The organism is Arthrobacter sp. 01N444 (assembly GCF_056399305.1).
In genome coordinates this window covers 115,221-133,929 of record NZ_JBFTRB010000010.1, presented here as the reverse complement: position 1 = coordinate 133,929, position 18,709 = coordinate 115,221, and the positions used below count along the sequence as shown (strand labels likewise).

The window sequence follows — 18,709 nt, the reverse complement described above, 5'->3', positions numbered from 1 at the left end:
ACAAGTGAGGAAGCCGGCTGGCGGACCGTAGCGGCCCCGCCAGCCGGCGTTCTCAGACTGCTGTTACAGTGCTGTTCCCGTGGTGAATGTCCACGAACGGGTGGTCAGCGGGTTGCCGGCCAGGTCACGGACGCCAGTGGTGCTACCGGTGATGGTGACCCGGTACTGGGTGTTCGCGAGCAGGCTGGCTCCGGGGTTGACCGTCAGCACCCTGGTGGTGGTGTCGAACGTGACCGCCGAAGCGACCAGGGCTCCGGTGGAGACCTGATTAATCCGGACAGTGCCGGGAACCTCGAAGCCGGTGATGGCCTCACTGAACGTGGCGGTCACGTTGCTGTTGCGCAGCACCCCTGTGGCTCCCGCGACGGGAGTCGTGGCGGTGATGGTTGGCGCCGGGCCCGTGATGATCCGCCACTCGCTCGTCGCCATCGTGTTGCCCGCCAGGTCACGGATCCCCGAGAGTTTTACCGTGTAGTTTTGGTCGGCCGCCAGCGTGACACTCGGGTTGAGGGTCGCAACCCTGGTGAGCGGGTTGTAAGACACGACCGCGGGGATGAGCGTGGTGCCGGGCGGAGGGCCGAGCCGCAGTTGGAACGTGGTTCCGCTAACTCCCGTCACCGCCTCGCTAAACGTTGCCGTCAGATCCGCCGTCTGGCTCACGGAGCGGGCACCAGGTCCGGGGGTCCGGGCCGTTAGGGTGGGAGCCACGAATTCGGTACGTGGTGTCACCGCTGCGGTGCGGGCTGAGAATCCGCCCGTACCCACTGCGTTGACTGCGGCGACGTCGAACGTGTACGCCGTCCCGTTGGTCAGGCCCGTCACGAGGACGCTTCCGACGTTTCCGGTGACTGCCTGCGTCTTGATCAGGGCAGTTCCGGCGAAGGCCCGCACCGAGTAGCCGGTGATGGGCGATCCGCCGGTGTTCGTCGGAGCGGTCCACCTCACGGTCACCGAGGCATTCCCTGCCGTGGTCGTCCCGATGGTGGGCGCTCCCGGTACGGTTGCCGTCGTCGGGCTCACCGTGTTGGAGAGTGCCGAGAACGGGCTGTCACCGAGGGCGTTGCTGGCGAGCACCTGGAACCGGTACTGGGATCCGTTGGTCAGACCGGTTACCACCAGGCTGGTGGCGCCTGCCGGAGCGGTGCGCAGGGCACCGACTTGGACGCCGGCCGGGTTCGTCGTCACGTCGAGCACCTTCACAGAGAAGGCATCGGCAGGGCCGACCGCCGGTGCCGTCCAGCGAACCGTTGCCTGCCCGGGGCCGGCGGTTGCAGTGCCGATGACCGGAGCGCCTGGCAGTACGGTGTCGGAGAACTGCAGGAACTCGATGTTGCGGATCGTGTCCGTGCCGTCGACGCCGACGTTGTCGACCACCGTGGTGGTCGATCCCGCCGAACCGATCGTGCCGTTGCCGCCGGTGGTGGTGACGGTGTAGTTGGCCCGCGGTCCGGCGAAGATCGCAACGTCCCGGTTGCCCGCGGTTTCGAGGGCGGTGGGGGTCACGATTTCGCGGACAGCCACCAGGTTCCCGGGGTTGACGACGCCGGCCGCTACTGCAGCTGCCAGGGTCAGCGGGTTGCCTGTCTGGTACTGGCGCTCCATGAGGTCGGTGGTGCCGATCTCGACGCCTGCGTCGTTCCGCACGCTGATGCGGATCTTCAGGTACCGGTCGCCGTCGATGACGTCGTTGCCGCCACGGCCTTCGATCTTGTCACTGCCAAGGCCGCCGATGAGGATGTTGCCGTCGCCCCAGACCGGGCCGGTCAGCGGGCAGACGCCCATCGGTGAGAGTGCGGCCACGGGTGCCAGCGGGGTGGTCGGTGCCGGCAGGATGGCCTGCAGGCCGGCGATCCGGTTGATGCCCGTCTGGTCGAGGACGTCGCAGCCACTGAAGCCTGCACCACCTACGGTGCTGGGCACTGCGTCGTCGCCCCGGATGACGTCGTCAAACTTCGAACCGGAGTTGGCTTCCACTTCCTGCCAGCGGTCGCGGTTGACCACGACGGGGAGCGGGACGCCGATCAGGTTGTTGTTGATCTTCATGTCGTCATCGGCGGCCACCGTGTCGTACTGGTGCGTGGCCCAGTCGAAGCCGGCAGCACCGGCGTAGCGGTCGATGGCGGCATTGCTGGTCATGATGTCGTCGCCACCTTCGGCGTCGTAGTCGTTTTCACCGACCTGGCCGACGAAGATGTCGTTGCCGGGCTTCGTCTGCGCCGGGTCATCGAAGAACGGGGCGCCGTGATCGCCGATCAGCAGGTCCTGGCCGGACCCGCCTTGGATCCAGTCATCACCGCCGTCGCCGAACGTGGCGTCCGCGCCGTCACCGGACTGCACGAAGTCATTTCCTTCACCGGCGAACGTTTCGTTGTCGTTCGCGCCGCCGTTCGTGAAGTCCTGGCCGTCGCCGCCCATGTTGATGTCGTCGCCGATACCGGAGTTGAGGTAGTCGTTGCCCGGACCGCCCTTGAGGACGTCGGCACCGGACAGGTCGGTAATCCTGTCGTTGCCGATGCCGCCGAGCGCGATGTCGTCGCCGCCGTTGCCCTCAATGACGTCGTTGCCTTCGTTGCCGAGAAACGTGTCGTTGTCATTGCCGCCGGTGACGCGGTCGTCGCTGGCAGTGCCGTTGTAAACGGACTGGCCGTTGATGCCGCTGGGATCGACTGTGTTCTTCTCCATGTACTGGATGGTGCCGTCGGGCTTGCGCAGGAGCAGCAGGTTCTCCTGGCATTCGGTGGTCGTGTCATCCGCGACTGTGGCCCCCGATGCCGTGTAGCCCGCCGGAGTACCGGCCAGGTTGCGCAGCTGGAACTTGCAGTCGGCGGTGGCAAACGCATCGGCCTTGAGCGAGTTCGCGTCGGTGTTGCGCATGATCATCTCGGCAAAGGAGTTGCTCTCCAGCTGCGCCCGCAGGTTCATGCCGGGGGTGCGCAGGAGATAGTAGAACCGGTCGCCGTTCTGCAGGTCGGTCATCTGGTTCTCGAACACGTAGTTGAACGTGCTGCCGAGGAGCCCGCCGAAGAGGTTGGTCTTCTCCGCCAGGCCGCCGACCCAGAGGTCGACCTTGTTCAGGCCGGTCTCCTGCGTCGCCCACGGTCCGGCACTGTTCATGAAGTCCGACATGTCGGCCGTGGGAGGAGTTGCCAGGGTGCCCGGATCAACGATCGCCTTGGCCGCTGCCCGCTTGGCCGCCAGCGTGGTTGCGCTGGTGATGGTCGGGTAGGTGCCGTAGGCGGCAACGAAGTTGACCAGCGATTCCGGGTGCTTGAGGTTCTGCCCGAAGTCCGCCCAGCTCGTGTAGGGAGCCAGTTGGGCATCGCCCGTATCGTTGTTGATCTGGCGCCGCAGCTCGTTGAGCGGCGGCACGCCTTCAGACCGTGCGCGCGTCATGTTGATCGTCGCCAGGTCCAGGGGCAGGCCCAGGAGGTTGTTGCGCAGCGTGTCCGTGACAAACTCGTCCAGTTCGTTGCCGACCTGGTCGCTCATGCCCATGACGATGCTGCCTGCGGCTTCTTCCGAGGTCATCCCGGCAGGAGTGCCGTTGTTGACGTACTCGGGCGGGTTCAGGAAGCCGTTGAGCAGGGAGACGTTGTTCTCGGTGCCGTCCGGGTTGGTACGGGCGATGGTCTCGGTCAGCATGGAGTGCCCGAACCGGTAGACCGCGTGGGCGAATTCCGCCCGGATCGCCGCGTTGATTTCCGTGTGGTAGACGTGGAAGGGCTGGATTGCCGGCTGGACCTTGCGGCCGAACTCCTCGAAGACGAGGTGCTGGTATTCCATTTCCGTGACAAACCGGGCTGCCTGGAACAGCCGCTCGCCGTTCCACCCGTTGGCACCCGCGGCCAGCTTCCACTCGGCCAGCGCGGCAACGCCGGTGGTCGAAGTGTCGTTGGTGAGGGTGTTCTCGATATCCGCCACGAGCCGGTCGTGCTCCGAGTGGAACACCTGGTGGATGGCGGTCAGGCCGATGTTCTCATTGACACGCCCGTCACCTGCGCAGAAATGCGCGTTGAGCATTTCGTCGTCGTAAGTCCCGGCGGGCTGGCTGGCGAAGTCTGCCGACGCCGTGGTGTCAGCGTCCGGGCTCAGGCAACCGACCGGGACCCGGGGCGTTACGCCGATGGCAGTTGTGCAGGGCCCCACGGTTCCCGGGTCCGCGTTGTGCGCGATGTCGGTCAGGAACGGCGTGTCGAAGTGCCGCACGTTCGCCGGCACTGGAACGGGGGCAGCAGTGTTGCCCTCGACCAGGCCGGTCTGGGTGACGAACTGCGGCAGGCCGCGGGCGGGACCGGGGATGAACTTGCCGTACGGGTCCGCTGCGATCATCGGGATGTTGGTGACATCCTTGTCCTCGAGCCGGAGGCCCAGGAAGATCGCCGCCTGCGACTTCACGTCTTTCCACGTCGACATGCCGCCGGCGGTGGGGCCGGCAGGACCGCCGAGCAGCTTGCCGGTGGAGACAGGCCTGCCCGCGGCGTTGTTGATGTACTCCCGCAGGAACACCTGGTGGGAGGGGTGTGACGTGTACGTCTGGGACTGGTCCACATAGGGCGAGTCCGTGTTGGCGGCGTCCTGCACGTCATCCGCGGTGCCCAGGATGCCGTCGGTGCCGGGCTGGTTCTGTGCCCGGGTGAGGACCATGAATGCGCTGGGGCTGTTGGCGGGTACCTCGTCGCCCGTGCCGGCTTTGCCGTCGGGGCCCACCGTGATCAGCGGGTCGTCGGCCTTGAGCGGAACGAACACCGTTCCGCCGCCCTTGACCGTCTGGTCCACACCGTGGTCGAAGAACTGCCCGAACAGGGTGAACAGCGAGTTGTACGGCGGGGAGAGTCCGACGTCGGTGGTGACGTTCGGAATGAACAGCGTGTCTCCGGTGGGGACACAGCCGGCCGGCACAGCCTCGACCGGCGGTACCGCCAACGGATCAGGATCGGTGGTGCAGGGGAACAGCCCCGGATTGCCTTGGGTCCGGACCGGGAACCCGGCAGCGGCCACAGCGGCGGGATTCGTGGCCGTCTGGTCCACGATCAGGTTGCTGATTTGGCGGGGCTGGGAGTCGAACACATTGCCCGACTTTTGCGCGTAGGAGGAAGTCCCGGCAGGGCCGAAACCGGCCGGGACGCTATCCGCGCTGCTGAACGACGGCGTCGTGTGACGCGGGAAAACCTGATCGGCGGCGCCAAACGTTTCACGGCCCTTGATCAGGTTGTTGCAGGAGCCGTCAACCGTGCGGAGACCGTACGAGGTGAGGGCGTCGGGAATCTGGTTGGGGCCTGTTCCCACAAGCGCCCCACAGGGGCCCGTGGCCGACGTCGTGTTGGCGACGTGGGCCTCGGCGATCTTGATCTGCTTGAGGATGTAGGCCAGGTCGGCCGGGGTAACGGTGAAGCCTGCGCCGACGGGTGCCGGTGCGGCGTTGGCGCCAAGCGCCGTGGTGGTGAGTCCGATGAAACTGAGCAGGGTCATCGCTGTCCCTGCGGCTACTGCGCGGGTTGGCCGACTAAAGACACGTCTTTGGCCGTCGACCTTCCTGCATGCGAACAAATTCATTGCACACCTGCCTCTTAGAGTGAGTGATGGTGCAAGAGTGCTGGGTGATTCCTTGGAGAAAACTGGAACCGGCCGGTAACTGACGATCCGGATCGCAGTCCGGTGCTATCCGTGGCCCCTGGCTACCCGGACCATGCTCTGGGGCTACGTGCGCAGACGCTTTAGGCCACTCGCCCTGTGCTCGACGGCGCCGCCGCAGTCTACGCGGGAACGACTGCACGGGCGCACTGTCGACGAATAACAGCCGAGTAACGGATACCCCCCGAGGACTCGTTTTTTGGCCTCCGCTACCTGAGGCCGGTGCACAGCAGATCCCCAGCTTGCGCCAAGGTGGTGCTGCTAATGGGGGCGCGCGCAGTGCATGGACGTGTGCCGGGCAATTGCTTGCGGCGCTCCGATCAAGCTGATAGGCCTGACGGTAAGGTGCAGAGTGGCAGATCAGCACGCCGCCCCATCCGGGTGGTGGTTGCAGAAGGGAAGTTCACGTGACTCGCAAGACTCCTCACATCGAGGAACCGTCCGAAAAGGATCTCGTCGTCGGAGACGGGCCGAAAAGCTGGGCAGCCGGCGTCCCGGGCGTGTACCACTCCATGAAGCCGGCCATCGAACAGATGGGGCTGAACCGGACCCGCAAGACCGTCATGGCGATGAACCAGAAGGACGGCTTCGACTGTCCGAGCTGCGCGTGGCCGGATCCCCACCACCGCAAGGCATTCGAGTTCTGCGAGAACGGGGCCAAAGCGGTGACCTGGGAAGCGACCCCGGTGGTGGTTCCCGAAACTTTCTGGGCCGAGAATGCCGTCAGCGACCTGCGCAGCCAGACCGAGTACTGGCTTGGCATGCAGGGCCGCCTGACCGAACCGGTGTACAAGGCCGCCGGCGAGGACCACTACAAGGCGGTCAGCTGGGACGAGGCGCTCCGGCTCGTGGCCGACAAGCTCAAGGGTCTGGACTCCCCAGACCAGGCGGCGTTCTATACGAGCGGCCGGACCTCGAACGAGGCTGCCTTCCTCTACCAGCTCATGGTCCGCGGCTACGGCACCAACAACCTGCCGGACTGCTCCAATATGTGCCACGAATCCTCCGGCTGGGCCATGGGCCAGACCATCGGCATCGGCAAGGCGACGGTCAGCTTCGACGACTACGCCAAAGCCGACCTGATCATCATCATGGGCCAGAACCCCGGCACCAACCACCCCCGGATGATGACCGAACTCGAGGCGTGCAAGCGCAACGGCGGTGAGATCGTGGCCGTCAACCCCCTCCCCGAAGCGGGCCTGCGCCGGTACAAGAACCCGCAGCAGGTCAACGGGGTCGTCGGTCACGGCGTCCAGATCGCGGACCAGTTCCTCCAGATCCGGATCGGCGGGGACATGGCGCTGCTGCAGGCCGTGTCCAAGCGCGTGCTCGACGCCGAGGCCAAGAACCCCGGGACGGTCCTGGACCACGCCTTCCTGGCCGAACACTGCGAGGGGCTCGAGGAGCTCAAGGAACACCTCGCCGGGCTGGATGAAGGCACAGTGCTTGAGGCCACGGGCCTGCGCAGCGAGGACATCGATGAGCTGGCCGCCCGCTACCTCAAGGCCGAGAAAGTCATCATCACCTGGGCCATGGGCATCACGCAGCAGAAGAAGGGTGTTGCCACCATCAAGGAGATCATCAACCTCCTGCTGCTGCGCGGCAATATCGGCAAGCCAGGCGCCGGCGCCTCCCCCATCCGCGGGCACAGCAATGTGCAGGGCGACCGGACCATGGGCATCTGGGAGCAGATGCCGCAGTCCTTCATGGAGGCCCTCGGCGAGGAGTTCGACTTCGAGCCGCCCCGCGAACACGGCGCGGACGCCGTCGAGACCATCAACAAGATGCGCGCGGGCGAGATCAAGGTATTCGTCGCCCTGGGCGGCAACCTGGTGGGTGCCATCTCGGACACGAACGCCGCAGAGGCTGCCATGCAAAACACGGAGATGACGGTCCAGATCTCGACCAAGCTGAACCGCTCGCACACTGTGACGGGCCGCGAGGCCCTGATCCTCCCCACGATGGGCCGGACCGAGATCGATATCCAGGAATCCGGTCCCCAGTTCGTGTCGGTGGAGGACACCGTCTGCGCCGTACACCCGTCCTGGGGCAGCGTCGAGCCGGTGTCCCACCATCTGCTCTCGGAGCCGGCCATCGTGAGCCGGCTGGGCAAACTCCTGGTGGGCGACAAGATCAGGGCCGACTGGGACGGCTATGAGAAGAACTACGACCTCATCCGGGACCATATTTCGCGCGTGGTGGGCGGCTGCAAGGACTACAACCAGCGGATCCGGCAGGAAGGCGGGTTTGTCCTCGCCCACGGTCCCCGCGACTCCCGCACATTCCCCACGCCCACCGGCAAGGCCGTGCTGACCGCCAACGATCTTGAACTTGTCGAACGGCCGGAGGGAACCCTGATCCTGCAGAGCATGCGCTCCCACGACCAGTTCAACACCACCATCTACTCGCACAACGACCGCTACCGTGGCATCAAGAAGGGCCGCCATGTGGTGTTCGTGAACCCTGACGACATCGCCGAACTCGGCCTTACGGACGGGCAATATGTGGACGTCCGCGGCGTATACGACGACGGTGAGGAACGCGTGGTGCGCAAGTTCCGTGTGGTGTCGTACCCCACGGCACGCGGTTGCGCTGCTGCCTATTACCCCGAAGCCAACGTGCTGGTGCCGCTGAACCACACGGCCGAAGGCAGCAACACGCCAGTCTCGAAGGCAGTCATCGTCCGGCTCGAGCCGAGCCTGGGCCAGACACCCGACGGCGCGGCAACAGCCCCTGCCCGGGTGGCCTCACGCTAGGCACCCGGTTCCACTGGCCGGGCCGCGGGACATGCCCAGCCCCCGCCCCGGCCACTGGACTTAAGACCACCATGCCCACCCCTGCGCCCGAGCAATGAGCATGTCCACGGGGCGCCCCACGGCCACCCCACCGCCCCCGCGGGACATGCCCAGCCCCCGCCCCGGCCACTGGACATAACACCACCATGCCCACCCCTGCGCCCAAGCAATGAGCATGTCCCACGGAACGGATCTGAAAAATGCGGAAAGGCCGCGCCCCATGGGGGACGCGGCCTTTCCCGAGAAGTCTTGGCGCTACTGGGCCCTCTTGGTCCAGCCTTCTTCGTCCGGGCCGCCCGACTCGCCATGTTCGCAGAGCTCGATGACCTTGTTCGACGCGGCGTGCACAGCCTCCTGCGTGCCCTTGCGGCCCTTGGTGGACGCAGTACCCGCCGCGTAGCCCACGATGAACGCACTGATCGCGTCCGCATGCGGCCCGACGGCTTTGACCGATTCCTCCGCCACCTGGACGATCTTTTCGTGGTCGACTTCCAGGTCGAGGATCTGCAGCGCCTGGATCAGCCGGCTGCTCCAATGCCGCAGCGAGCTGTCTTCGTCTCGGGACAACGTCATTGCTACTCCTTCTCGCAGGGTGAATGGATCGTCTAACCCTCAAGGGGTAGCACCCGCCCCCGGCGTTGCGCAACGCGACACAGCGGCAGGCGGCAGGTGGCACGCAGGCGGCCCCTCAGCTCCAGAGCGCCACGTGGAACTTGGATCCCCGCCGTTCCAGCCCTCGGGAACCGCCGGGGGCCACCATGGCCGCGGTGGCGTCGGCGGTGCCGGCAAACCGTTGGAGGGTCCGCGCCATGGTGGTGGCCCGGCCGCGGTCCAGGGTACTGGCCCACCAGAGTCCGGAGATCGGCGTTCCGGCTACCGGCACACGGACCAGGGAACCGCTGCGGATTTCAGCCCGGACAATATGCCCCAGCGCCAGCATGGTTCCCTCTCCGGCCCTGACGGCGGCCAGGGCCTCCGTTTCGCTGCTCAACCGGACGATCTCCGGCGCCACCGACTGGGCAGCCAGCCACCGGCCCTCCTCGCTGGCCGCCTGAATGCCGGCGGGGCCGGCAAACCAGGGTCTGCGCACCAGTTCGGCCGGCGCGACCGGCCCGTGGAGGGCGGCGATCGGATGCCCGGCGGCCGCCACGACGATCCGCTGGTACCGCAGGAACGGGACGGAGTCGATGCCGACGTCGCCAGTACCGTTGGCGAGGGAGCCGTTGCGGGCGGCGGGCCTGGCCCCCAAAGCGATGTCATAGACGCGTTCCCGCATCAGCGAGGCGATGTCCTCGGCCTCCTCCACCACCACATCGACGGAGGCCCCGGGAACCCGGCGGGTGAAAAGGTCGAGCAGGCGCCCCGCCGCGTGCTCGGCAAACGGCGCCGTCGCCACGATTTTCAGGCGCCCGGTCTCGGTCTGGGCATGTGCCACCTCCCACCGGGCCCGGTCCGCCAGTCCCACGATGTCCTGGGCATGTTCGGCGAGCGCCCGGCCGCCGGGAGTCAGCGCAATCCCGCCATGGGCGCGCACGAAGAGCGGGTCGCCCAGATCCTGCCTGAGTGCGGCGAGCGCCGTCGATACTGCCGGTTCGCTGACTCCGAGCTGGACGGCGGCCGCATGGAGGGAACCCAGCTTGGCCACCAGGGCGAACGTCCGCAACTGTCCCAATGTCATCGCCACGGCTTCATAACCTTTCGCTTATGACGATATTGACAGCCCTGTCAGGCCGGGGCAAGACTGACCTCAATCCGGCGCCAGGCAGCTGCTACTCCACGCCGCCGGCCTTTCGGAGTGAGGTAGGGACTATGCAGATTCCGGCTCCATTTGACTACGTGCGCGCCACTACGGTGGAGAACGCACTGGAACTCCTTGCCCGGTACGGACCCGAATCGCGGGTGGTTGCCGGCGGCCATAGCCTCCTGCCGATGATGAAGCTCCGCCTCTCCCGGCCCGAATGGCTGATCGACATCAATGACTTATACGAGCTCGATTTCATCCTCCGTGACGGCAACAAGCTAAGGGTCGGCGCCCTGACGCGCCACACCACCCTGCTCGAGTCGGACGAGGTGGCCGGGCTGTTCCCCATCGTTCGGGACGCCGAGCGGGTGATCGCCGACCCCGTGGTCCGCAACCGCGGCACCATTGGCGGCTCGCTCTGCCAGGCCGACCCGGCCGAGGACCTCTCCACGGTGTGTGATGTCCTGGGCGCCGAGGCAGTGATCCGCGGACCGGGCGGCGAGCGCATCCTGTCCATGTCCGAGTTCCACCGCGGACCCTATGAAACCGCGGTCGGGCACGATGAACTGCTCTGCGAACTCAGGTTCGGCATCCGCCCCCGGTCGGGCAGTGCCTATGAAAAGGTCGAACGCCGGGTCGGAGACTGGGCAGTCGGTGCCGCCGGTGCCGCTGTCACCCTCACCGCGGACGGCACTGTCGACGACGCCGCCGTCGGGCTCACCGCCCTGGGCCTCGACCACCCCCTGGCCGGGGCCGCCGCCGTGCTCCGCGGCCGGCATCCGGAGGAGGAGCTGTTCGCCGAGGCGGGCAGGCTGGCAGCGGAGGCCTGCGATCCGGTGGCTGACCAGCGCGGCCCCGTCGACTACAAGCGGCATCTCGCCGATGAGCTCACCCAACGGGTACTGCGGCGGGCCTGTGCCCGCGCCGCCCAGATGCAGGAAGGCTGAAGCCGATGCAGATCAGCATGACCGTGAACGGCACCGACGTCACGAGCGAGATTGAGCCCCGGGTGCTCCTGGTCCACTACATCCGCGAGGTCCTGGGCCTCACCGGTACGCACTGGGGATGCGACACAAGCAACTGCGGGACGTGCGTGGTCCTGATGGACGGACAGCCCGTGAAGTCCTGCACCGTCCTGGCCGCCATGGCCGCGGGGCACGACATCCGCACCGTCGAGGGGCTGGCCAGCGGCGGCACCCTCGACCCCGTCCAGCAGGGTTTCATGGAAGAGCACGGGCTGCAGTGTGGCTTCTGCACCCCGGGGATGATGCTCACGGCCCGCGCGCTGCTGGATAAGAATCCGCACCCGGACGACGCCGAGATCCGGCAGGCTATTTCCGGGCAGATCTGCCGGTGCACGGGCTACGCCACGATTGTCCGCTCGGTGCAGTGGGCCGCCGCCCACCCGGCCGGCGGCGGCGCGGACGATGCGCCGGCAGCCGAGGAAGGCCTGGCCGACACGGACACCGCCGTCCCGGATGCCCGCGTCCCGGATGTCACGGCGGAAACAGAAGACACGGAGGTGAAGGCATGACCGTCATCCATGACCGGCCGTCAAACCCGGCCGCAGGCGATGAGGACCGTCCGATCGGCTACGGCCGCATCCAGCGGAAGGAAGACCCGCGCTTCGTGCGCGGCAAGGGGCACTACGTGGACGACATCGTGCTGCCGGGGATGCTGCACGGCGCCATCCTGCGCGCTCCGGTGGCGCACGCCCGGCTCGTGTCCATCGACACCACCAACGCCCTCGCGCATCCGAAAGTGGTCGCAGTCATCACCGGCAAGGACCTTCTGGGCCTCAAGCTCGCGTGGGCGCCGACACTATCGGCGGATGTCCAGGCCGTGCTGGTGACCGACAAAGTCCGGTTCCAGGGGCAGGAAGTCGCGTTTGTCGTGGCCGAGGACCGTTACGCCGCACGGGACGCCCTGGAGCTGATCGACGTCGAATACGAAGTCCTTCCCCCGCTGGTGGACGCCCGCAAGGCACTGGACCCGGACGCCCCGGTGATCCGCGATGAGATCGAGGGCCGGACGGACAACCGGATCTTCGACTGGGAGATGGGCGACAAGGCCGAAACTGATGCGGTGTTCGCCTCCGCGGATGTTGTGGTCAGCCAGGAGATCGTCTACCCGCGGGTCCATCCCGCACCGATGGAGACGTGCGGCGCCGTCGCCGATTTCGACGCCGTCAACGGCAAGCTGACGCTCTACGAGACCACCCAGGCACCGCACGCGCACCGGACCCTGTTCGCGATCGTCGCCGGCATCCCCGAGCACAAGATCCGGATCGTCTCCCCCGATATCGGCGGCGGTTTCGGCAACAAGGTCGGGATCTATCCCGGCTACATCCTCGCCGTCGTCGGTTCGATCGTCTCCGGCCGCCCGGTCAAGTGGGTGGAGGACCGCTCCGAGAACCTGATGTCGACCTCGTTCGCCCGGGACTACATCATGCAGGGCGAAATCGCGGCGACCAGGGACGGCAAGATCCTCGCCCTGCGCACCCACGTGCTGGCCGACCACGGCGCGTTCAACGCCACGGCCCAGCCCACCAAGAACCCGGCCGGATTCTTCTCCATCTTCACCGGCAGCTACGACCTCGCGGCCGCCCACTGCTCCGTCACCGGCGTCTATACCAACAAGGCGCCCGGCGGGGTCGCGTACGCGTGCTCGTTCCGGGTTACCGAGGCCGTGTACCTCGTGGAGCGGATGGTCGACATCCTTGCCCGCAAGCTGGACATGGACCCGGCGGAACTGCGGCTGAAGAACTTCATCAAGCCGGAGCAGTTCCCCTATGCCAACAAGACCGGCTGGGTCTACGACTCGGGCAACTACGAGGCCGCCATGCGCCTCTCGATGCAGCTCGCCGGATACGAGGACCTCCGCCGCGAGCAGGCCGAGAAACGCGAACGCGGGGAACTCATGGGCATCGGGGTTTCCTTCTTCACGGAAGTCGTCGGAGCCGGGCCAAGGAAGCACTTCGACATTGTGGGCCTCGGCATGGCCGACGGCGCTGAACTGCGCGTCCACCCCACTGGCAAGGCCGTGGTGCGCATCTCGGTGCAGAGCCAGGGCCAGGGCCACGAGACCACCTTCGCCCAGATCGTGGCGGAAGAACTCGGCATCCCGCCGGAGGACATCGAGGTGGTGCACGGGGACACCGACCAGACGCCGTTCGGCTTGGGCACGTACGGCAGCCGTTCGACGCCGGTCAGCGGCGGCGCCGTGGCCCTTGTAGCCCGGAAGGTGCGCGAGAAGGCGAAACTGATCGCCGGGGCGATGCTGGAGACCCGCCCCGAGGACCTCGAATGGGAAAAGGGCCGCTGGTTCGTCAAAGGCGATCCGAGCGTCGGCAAGACCATGGCCGAGATCGCCATGGGCGCCCACGGCACCGTTGCCTTGCCTGAGGGCGTGGACGGAAACCTCGACGCCGAGGTCACCTACGACCCGCCGAACCTGACCTTCCCGTTCGGCGCCTACATCTGCGTCGTCGACATCGATCCCGGCACGGGGCAGGTCAAAGTGCGGCGCTTCATCGCGGTGGATGACTGCGGCACCAGGATCAACCCGATGATCATCGAAGGCCAGGTGCATGGCGGGCTGACGGACGGTGTGGGCATGGCCCTGATGGAGATCATCGAGTTCGACGAGGACGGCAACTGCCTCGCCGGGTCCTTCATGGACTACCTGATCCCCACGGCCATGGAAGTGCCGGACTGGGAAACCGGATTCACTGTCACGCCCTCCCCGCACCACCCGATCGGGGCGAAGGGCATCGGCGAGTCCGCCACAGTCGGCTCACCGCCGGCGATCGTCAACGCTATTGTCGATGCCCTGGCGCCGTTCGGCGTCACACATATGGACATGCCCTGCACCCCGGCCCGCGTCTGGGCTGCCATGCAGGGCCGGGCCCGGCCGCCGATCTGATGGCCTCCACCGCAGGATCCCTGGCCGCCAGGGCCGATGAACTCGCCAGCCGCCGCGAGCCGTTCGTCCATGCCACGGTGGTCCGCGCCCAGCATCCGACGAGCGCCCACGCCGGGGACACCGCCCTGGTGCTGCCCGGCGGAGAGATCCACGGCTTTGTGGGCGGAAACTGCGTGGAGGAGTCGGTGCGCGAGTACAGCCGGCAGGTCCTGGCCACCCAGGAACCCCTCCTGCTGCGGGTGCTGCCCGGAGAACCGTCCCGCACCGCGGAGGAAGGCGCCGTCGAGGTCACCAACCCGTGCCTGAGCGGCGGGGCGATCGAGATCTTCCTCCAGCCGCGGATTCCGGCGCCCCGTGTCGTGGTGGTGGGCACGACGCCGGTGGCGCAGGCCCTGGAAACGCTCGGCTCCGGCGTCGGCCTCGAAGTCGAACTGACGGACGGCGAATCCGCAGATCCCCGCGGGGACGACGCGGCATTGATTGTCGCCTCGCACGGAAAAGCGGAAGAGCGTGCCCTGGAAGCCGCCCTGCGGGCCGGTGTCCCCTACGTTGCCCTCGTGGCCAGTAGAACCCGCGGCGCCGCCGTCCTGGAATCCCTCGACGTCGACGACGCCCTGCGGCGGCGGGTTTTCACACCGGCCGGGCTGCAACTCGGCGCCCGGACCCCCGGGGAGATCGCCCTGTCCATCCTCGCCCAGCTGGTCGGTGAACGGTCCAGGGCGCGGCGCGCCGCCCCGCCCCTGGCGTCCGCTGCCGCGGCCGCCACGAGCTTCGGCACGGAGCCAGTACCATCGGAGCCAGTTCCATCCGAGCCGGCACCACCGGGGCCGGCGAGCGCGGTCGACCCGGTGTGCGGCATGTCTGTCCCGGCCCTCGAATCGTCCCTGCACCTGGTTCACGAAGGGGCCGCCGTCTACTTCTGCTCGCCCGGCTGCCGGGCCGCCTTCCGCAAAGATCCGGAACGCTATGCCGTTACGACCTGACCCGTTGCCGGCGGCAGAAAGCCCCGGGCCCCGGACCGCCGGCATCATCCTGGCCGCGGGCGGTTCCCGGCGACTGGGCCGGCCGAAGCAGCTGCTGCCCTACGGCGCCGGAGTGCTGCTCGATGCCGTCCTGGCGACTGCCCGGGACTGTGGCTTCGGCCAGACGGTGCTGGCCCTGGGCGGCGTAGCGGCCGACGTGGAGCGCACTGTGGACACCAGCGGCTGCGATGTGGTGCTCAACCCGGACTTCGGCGAAGGGTGCGCGTCCTCGATCGCCACGGCGCTCGCCGCCCTCCATCCGGGCACCAGCGCCGTCGTCCTGCTGCTCGGCGATCAGCCCGGTGTCCGGGCCGCGAGCGTCCGCGCAGTGCTTGGCGCCCTGCAGCCCACTCCTGCGCACACTGCCGGCATCGCGGTGTGCCGCTACGACGACGGCGTGGGCCACCCGATGGCGTTTGCCCGGCGCCTGCTGCCGGACCTGGCCGCCCTGCACGGGGACAAAGCCGTCTGGAAGCTCCTGGCACAGCGGGCGGACGACGTCGTCGAGGTCCGCACAGCCGGCCCCGTCCCCCCGGACGTCGACACCGAAGACGACTACCGGCGCCTCCTTGCCGGGCTGCTGGGGGCCCTATGACGGCGGCGGCGCGGGCTGGCGCGGAGGAGGACGTGCGGCGCCGGGTCCCGGATGTCGGATCGCTGATGGCCGCGCTGGACCGGGCCAACTACCTGGCCGACGTCGGACTGGCGACGGCCCTGTTCCTGGCTGTCCGCCTGCCGCAGCCCATCCTGCTCGAGGGCGAGGCGGGGGTCGGAAAGACGGAGGCCGCTAAGGCGCTGGCCGAGCTCCTCGACACCCCGCTGTACCGGCTGCAGTGCTACGAGGGAATCGACGCCGGTGAGGCCCTCTATGAGTGGAACCACCAGCGCCAGCTGCTCGGCATCCGGCTGGCCGAAGTCCGCGACACCGAGGTCACGGAAACGGACCTGTTTGCCTCCCAGTACCTGCTGCGGCGCCCGCTCCTGCAGGCGCTGGAACATCCCGGCCCGCGGCCTGCCGTGCTGCTCCTGGACGAGATCGACCGCGCCGACGCCGAATTCGAGGCCTTCACCTTTGAACTGCTGGCCGAATCCGCCGTCACCATCCCGGAGCTGGGCACAATCCGCGCCACCCATCCCCCCATCGTGATCCTGACCTCCAACCGGACCCGGGACCTTCACGACGCCCTGACCCGCCGCTGCCTGTACCACTGGATCGACTACCCGGGACCCGCCCGGATTGCCGAGATCGTGCGCCGCCGGGTTCCTGCCAGCAGCGGCCCGCTGGCCCTCCAGGCCGCTGCCGTCATCACCCGGCTGCGCACCCTGGACCTCGCCAAGCCGCCCGGGATCTCCGAGGCAATCGACTGGGTCTCGGCCCTGGCCGTGCTGGGGGTGGAGCGGATCGACCCCGGCACCACCGAGCAGACGTGGGGCTCCATCGTCAAGAACCGCGATGACCTCGAACTCGTCGGCTCCCGCGGCGCGGCCTGGCTCGTGGACGGCACCGATGGCTGAAGACCACGGCCCCGCCCAGAACAACAGTGCCACCGATCAGCCGCCGCAGCCGCCATTGGTCGAGGCGGCCGCCTTGTCCGCCGCGTTCGTCTCGGCCATCCGGAGGGCCGGCCTGGCGACCTCGCCGGACCGGGCGGCGCGGCTCGCCGAGGCGCTCCACCTGATCCCCCCGGCCCGGCTTGAGCAGCTCTACTGGACCTGCCGCGTGGTGCTCGTGTCCGCCCGCGAAGAAGTGCCCGTGTTCGATGCCGTCTTCGCGGCCGTGTTCCGCGGGAACGCCGCCCCCGCCCAGCCGGGCAGCGTGCCCGGCGCGGCAGCGGCGCCGCCCGCACCGGCGCTCCGGACCAGGCCCGCAGCGCCAGGGAGCCAGACGCCGGGCCCGGCCCCCGGCACGCCGCAGCGGCCGCGCCTGGCCTTCCCCGGCCGGGACGGCTCCGCGGAGGACGGCCGCACTGACCGGGAGGCCGTCCTTGCCATGGTTTCCGCAGACGAACACCTGCAGGTGACATCCTTCGCCGAGCTTTCCGCCGATGAAGTAGCGGCGGTCCGGCGGCTGGCGGCGGCGCTGCAGCTCGCGACGCCGCTGCGCCTGAGCCGCCGCACGCGCACGTCGGCCCACAGCACGGCGAGCCTGGATGTCCGGGCGACAGTGCGCGCTGCCCGCCGGTCCGGGACCGACGCCCCGCTGCTGCTCTATGCCCGCCGGCGCGAGCAGCGCCGCAAACTGGTGTTGCTCTGCGATGTTTCGGGATCGATGGAACCCTACTCCCGGGTCTTCGTATCCTTCCTGCAGGGCGCCGTGACCCGGGCCGGGGCGGAAGCCTTTGTCTTCTCCACCAGGCTGACCAGGCTGACACGGCAACTGGCCCTGCGTGATCCGGACCGGGCCCTGGCCCGCGCCGCTGTCTCCGCGCCGGACTGGGCCGGCGGAACCCGGATCGCCGAATGCCTCCGGCGCTTCGTCGACGAGCACGGCCGCCGCGGACTGGCGCGGGGCGCTGTGGTGGTGGTGTTTTCGGACGGCTGGGCCTACGAGGATCCGGAACAGGTCGCGGCGCAGATGGCGCGCCTGCGCCGGCTCGCCCACCGGATCATCTGGGTGAATCCGCGCAAGGCAGCCCCGCAGTACCGGCCCCTCGTGGGCGGCATGGCGGCGGCCCTGCCCTACTGCGACGCCTTCGTCAGCGGCCACAGCTACCGGGCCTTGGCGCAGGTGGCTGCCGCCATTCGCGGTGAGGGGCCGCCTTCACAGGACACGCACGAACGAGCGAGAGGCAAGGAACCAGCCCATGCACATTGACAGCACGTTCTCGGTGGTCGCACCAATAAGCCAGGTGTGGGACACGCTGATGGACTTTGAACGGGTGGCGGGTTGCCTTCCGGGGGCCAGGATCCTGAACAAGCTCTCGGACGACGCCTACCAAGTGGGCATGACGGTAAAGCTCGGCCCGGTCACGATGCAATACAAGGGCCTGCTGAACGTCATTGAACGAAACGCCCCGGAACATCGTGCGGTCCTTGGCGGCAAGGCCCAGGAGACCCGCGGACAAGGCACCGCCGAGGCCACCGTCACCCTGGTGCTGGCCGAGGACGGAGCGGCCACACGGGGTTCCGTCAGCGCAGACCTGGCGCTGTCCGGCAAGGCAGCGGCCATGGGCAAGGGGGTGATCGGCGGCGTCACGGAGCAGATGATGTCGCTCTTCGCGAAGAATCTGCAGGCCATGCTCACTGAGGCAGCACCCCCTGCGCAGGAAGCCCCTGCGGGACCGACCCCTGCGGCGGTCCCCGAACCCACCCCGGCTCCGGTCCCCGCGTCGGCGGCGGCCGCGCCGGAACCGGTCCCTGTGCCTGTCTCGGCGGCGGCGGCGCCGGAACCGGTCCCTGTGCCTGTCTCGGCGGCGGCCGCGCCGGACGGCAGCCTGGATGCGCTGAGCCTCGCCAAGGGAATCGCGGCGGAGCAATTGTCCAGCCCGGTGAAGGTCCTCGGCGTTATCGCCGTCGTGGCGTGCATCGCGTACTGGGCCGGCCGGCGTTCGGCGTTCCGGCTGCTCCGGCTGTGCGGCAGGCTCTGAGGAGCGCCG

General features: G+C 68.1%; 12 protein-coding genes. 9 read left to right on the top strand and 3 right to left on the bottom strand.

Features of this window, described 5'->3' with window-relative positions:
- Positions 1-63: 63 nt before the first annotated feature.
- Positions 64-5,469, bottom strand: coding sequence for a peroxidase family protein (locus tag AC1DKN_RS13270; protein ID WP_476871531.1), 5,406 nt, complete (start codon positions 5,467-5,469; stop codon positions 64-66).
- Positions 5,470-6,038: 569 nt separating this feature from the next.
- On the opposite strand from AC1DKN_RS13270, the gene AC1DKN_RS13265 reads away from it, so the two are divergent.
- Complete coding sequence (locus AC1DKN_RS13265; RefSeq protein ID WP_476871530.1) at positions 6,039-8,387, top strand: FdhF/YdeP family oxidoreductase; 2,349 nt, start codon at positions 6,039-6,041, stop codon at positions 8,385-8,387.
- 294 nt (positions 8,388-8,681) lie between these two features.
- On the opposite strand, the gene AC1DKN_RS13260 is transcribed toward AC1DKN_RS13265, so the two are convergent.
- Positions 8,682-8,999: a DUF6457 domain-containing protein gene (locus AC1DKN_RS13260; RefSeq protein ID WP_476871529.1), complete on the bottom strand. Its 318-nt coding sequence runs from the start codon at positions 8,997-8,999 to the stop codon at positions 8,682-8,684.
- A 115-nt stretch (positions 9,000-9,114) separates the two neighbouring features.
- Positions 9,115-10,104 (bottom strand): LysR family transcriptional regulator, encoded by a 990-nt coding sequence (locus AC1DKN_RS13255; protein ID WP_476871539.1) that lies wholly within the window; start codon positions 10,102-10,104, stop codon positions 9,115-9,117.
- A 131-nt stretch (positions 10,105-10,235) separates the two neighbouring features.
- Between AC1DKN_RS13255 and AC1DKN_RS13250 the strand changes: the two genes are divergently transcribed.
- From AC1DKN_RS13250 to AC1DKN_RS13215, 8 genes are read left to right on the top strand one after another with little or no spacing between them, the layout of a single operon-like run.
- Entirely contained in the window at positions 10,236-11,114 is an 879-nt protein-coding gene (locus AC1DKN_RS13250; RefSeq protein ID WP_476871528.1) for an FAD binding domain-containing protein, read from the top strand.
- Between the two features lie 5 nt (positions 11,115-11,119).
- Positions 11,120-11,701 carry a (2Fe-2S)-binding protein gene (locus AC1DKN_RS13245; protein WP_476871527.1) on the top strand — a complete coding sequence of 194 codons (582 nt, stop codon included), beginning with the start codon at positions 11,120-11,122 and terminating at the stop codon, positions 11,699-11,701.
- On the top strand, positions 11,698-14,091 hold the full coding sequence (locus AC1DKN_RS13240; RefSeq protein WP_476871526.1) for an aerobic carbon-monoxide dehydrogenase large subunit: 2,394 nt from the start codon (positions 11,698-11,700) through the stop codon (positions 14,089-14,091). Before AC1DKN_RS13245 ends, AC1DKN_RS13240 begins: the two co-directional genes overlap by 4 nt.
- A complete protein-coding gene (locus AC1DKN_RS13235; RefSeq protein WP_476849590.1) occupies positions 14,091-15,074 on the top strand; it encodes an XdhC family protein in 984 nt (327 codons plus the stop codon). The genes AC1DKN_RS13240 and AC1DKN_RS13235 overlap by 1 nt, the downstream gene beginning before the upstream one ends.
- Positions 15,058-15,708, top strand: coding sequence for a nucleotidyltransferase family protein (locus tag AC1DKN_RS13230; RefSeq protein WP_476871525.1), 651 nt, complete (start codon positions 15,058-15,060; stop codon positions 15,706-15,708). The genes AC1DKN_RS13235 and AC1DKN_RS13230 overlap by 17 nt, the downstream gene beginning before the upstream one ends.
- Positions 15,705-16,628, top strand: a complete 924-nt coding sequence (locus AC1DKN_RS13225; RefSeq protein WP_476849588.1) for an AAA family ATPase — start codon at positions 15,705-15,707, stop codon at positions 16,626-16,628. Before AC1DKN_RS13230 ends, AC1DKN_RS13225 begins: the two co-directional genes overlap by 4 nt.
- Entirely contained in the window at positions 16,621-17,928 is a 1,308-nt protein-coding gene (locus AC1DKN_RS13220) for a vWA domain-containing protein (protein WP_476871524.1), read from the top strand. Before AC1DKN_RS13225 ends, AC1DKN_RS13220 begins: the two co-directional genes overlap by 8 nt.
- Complete coding sequence (locus tag AC1DKN_RS13215) at positions 17,918-18,700, top strand: SRPBCC family protein (protein WP_476871523.1); 783 nt, start codon at positions 17,918-17,920, stop codon at positions 18,698-18,700. Before AC1DKN_RS13220 ends, AC1DKN_RS13215 begins: the two co-directional genes overlap by 11 nt.
- Positions 18,701-18,709 lie beyond the last annotated feature (9 nt).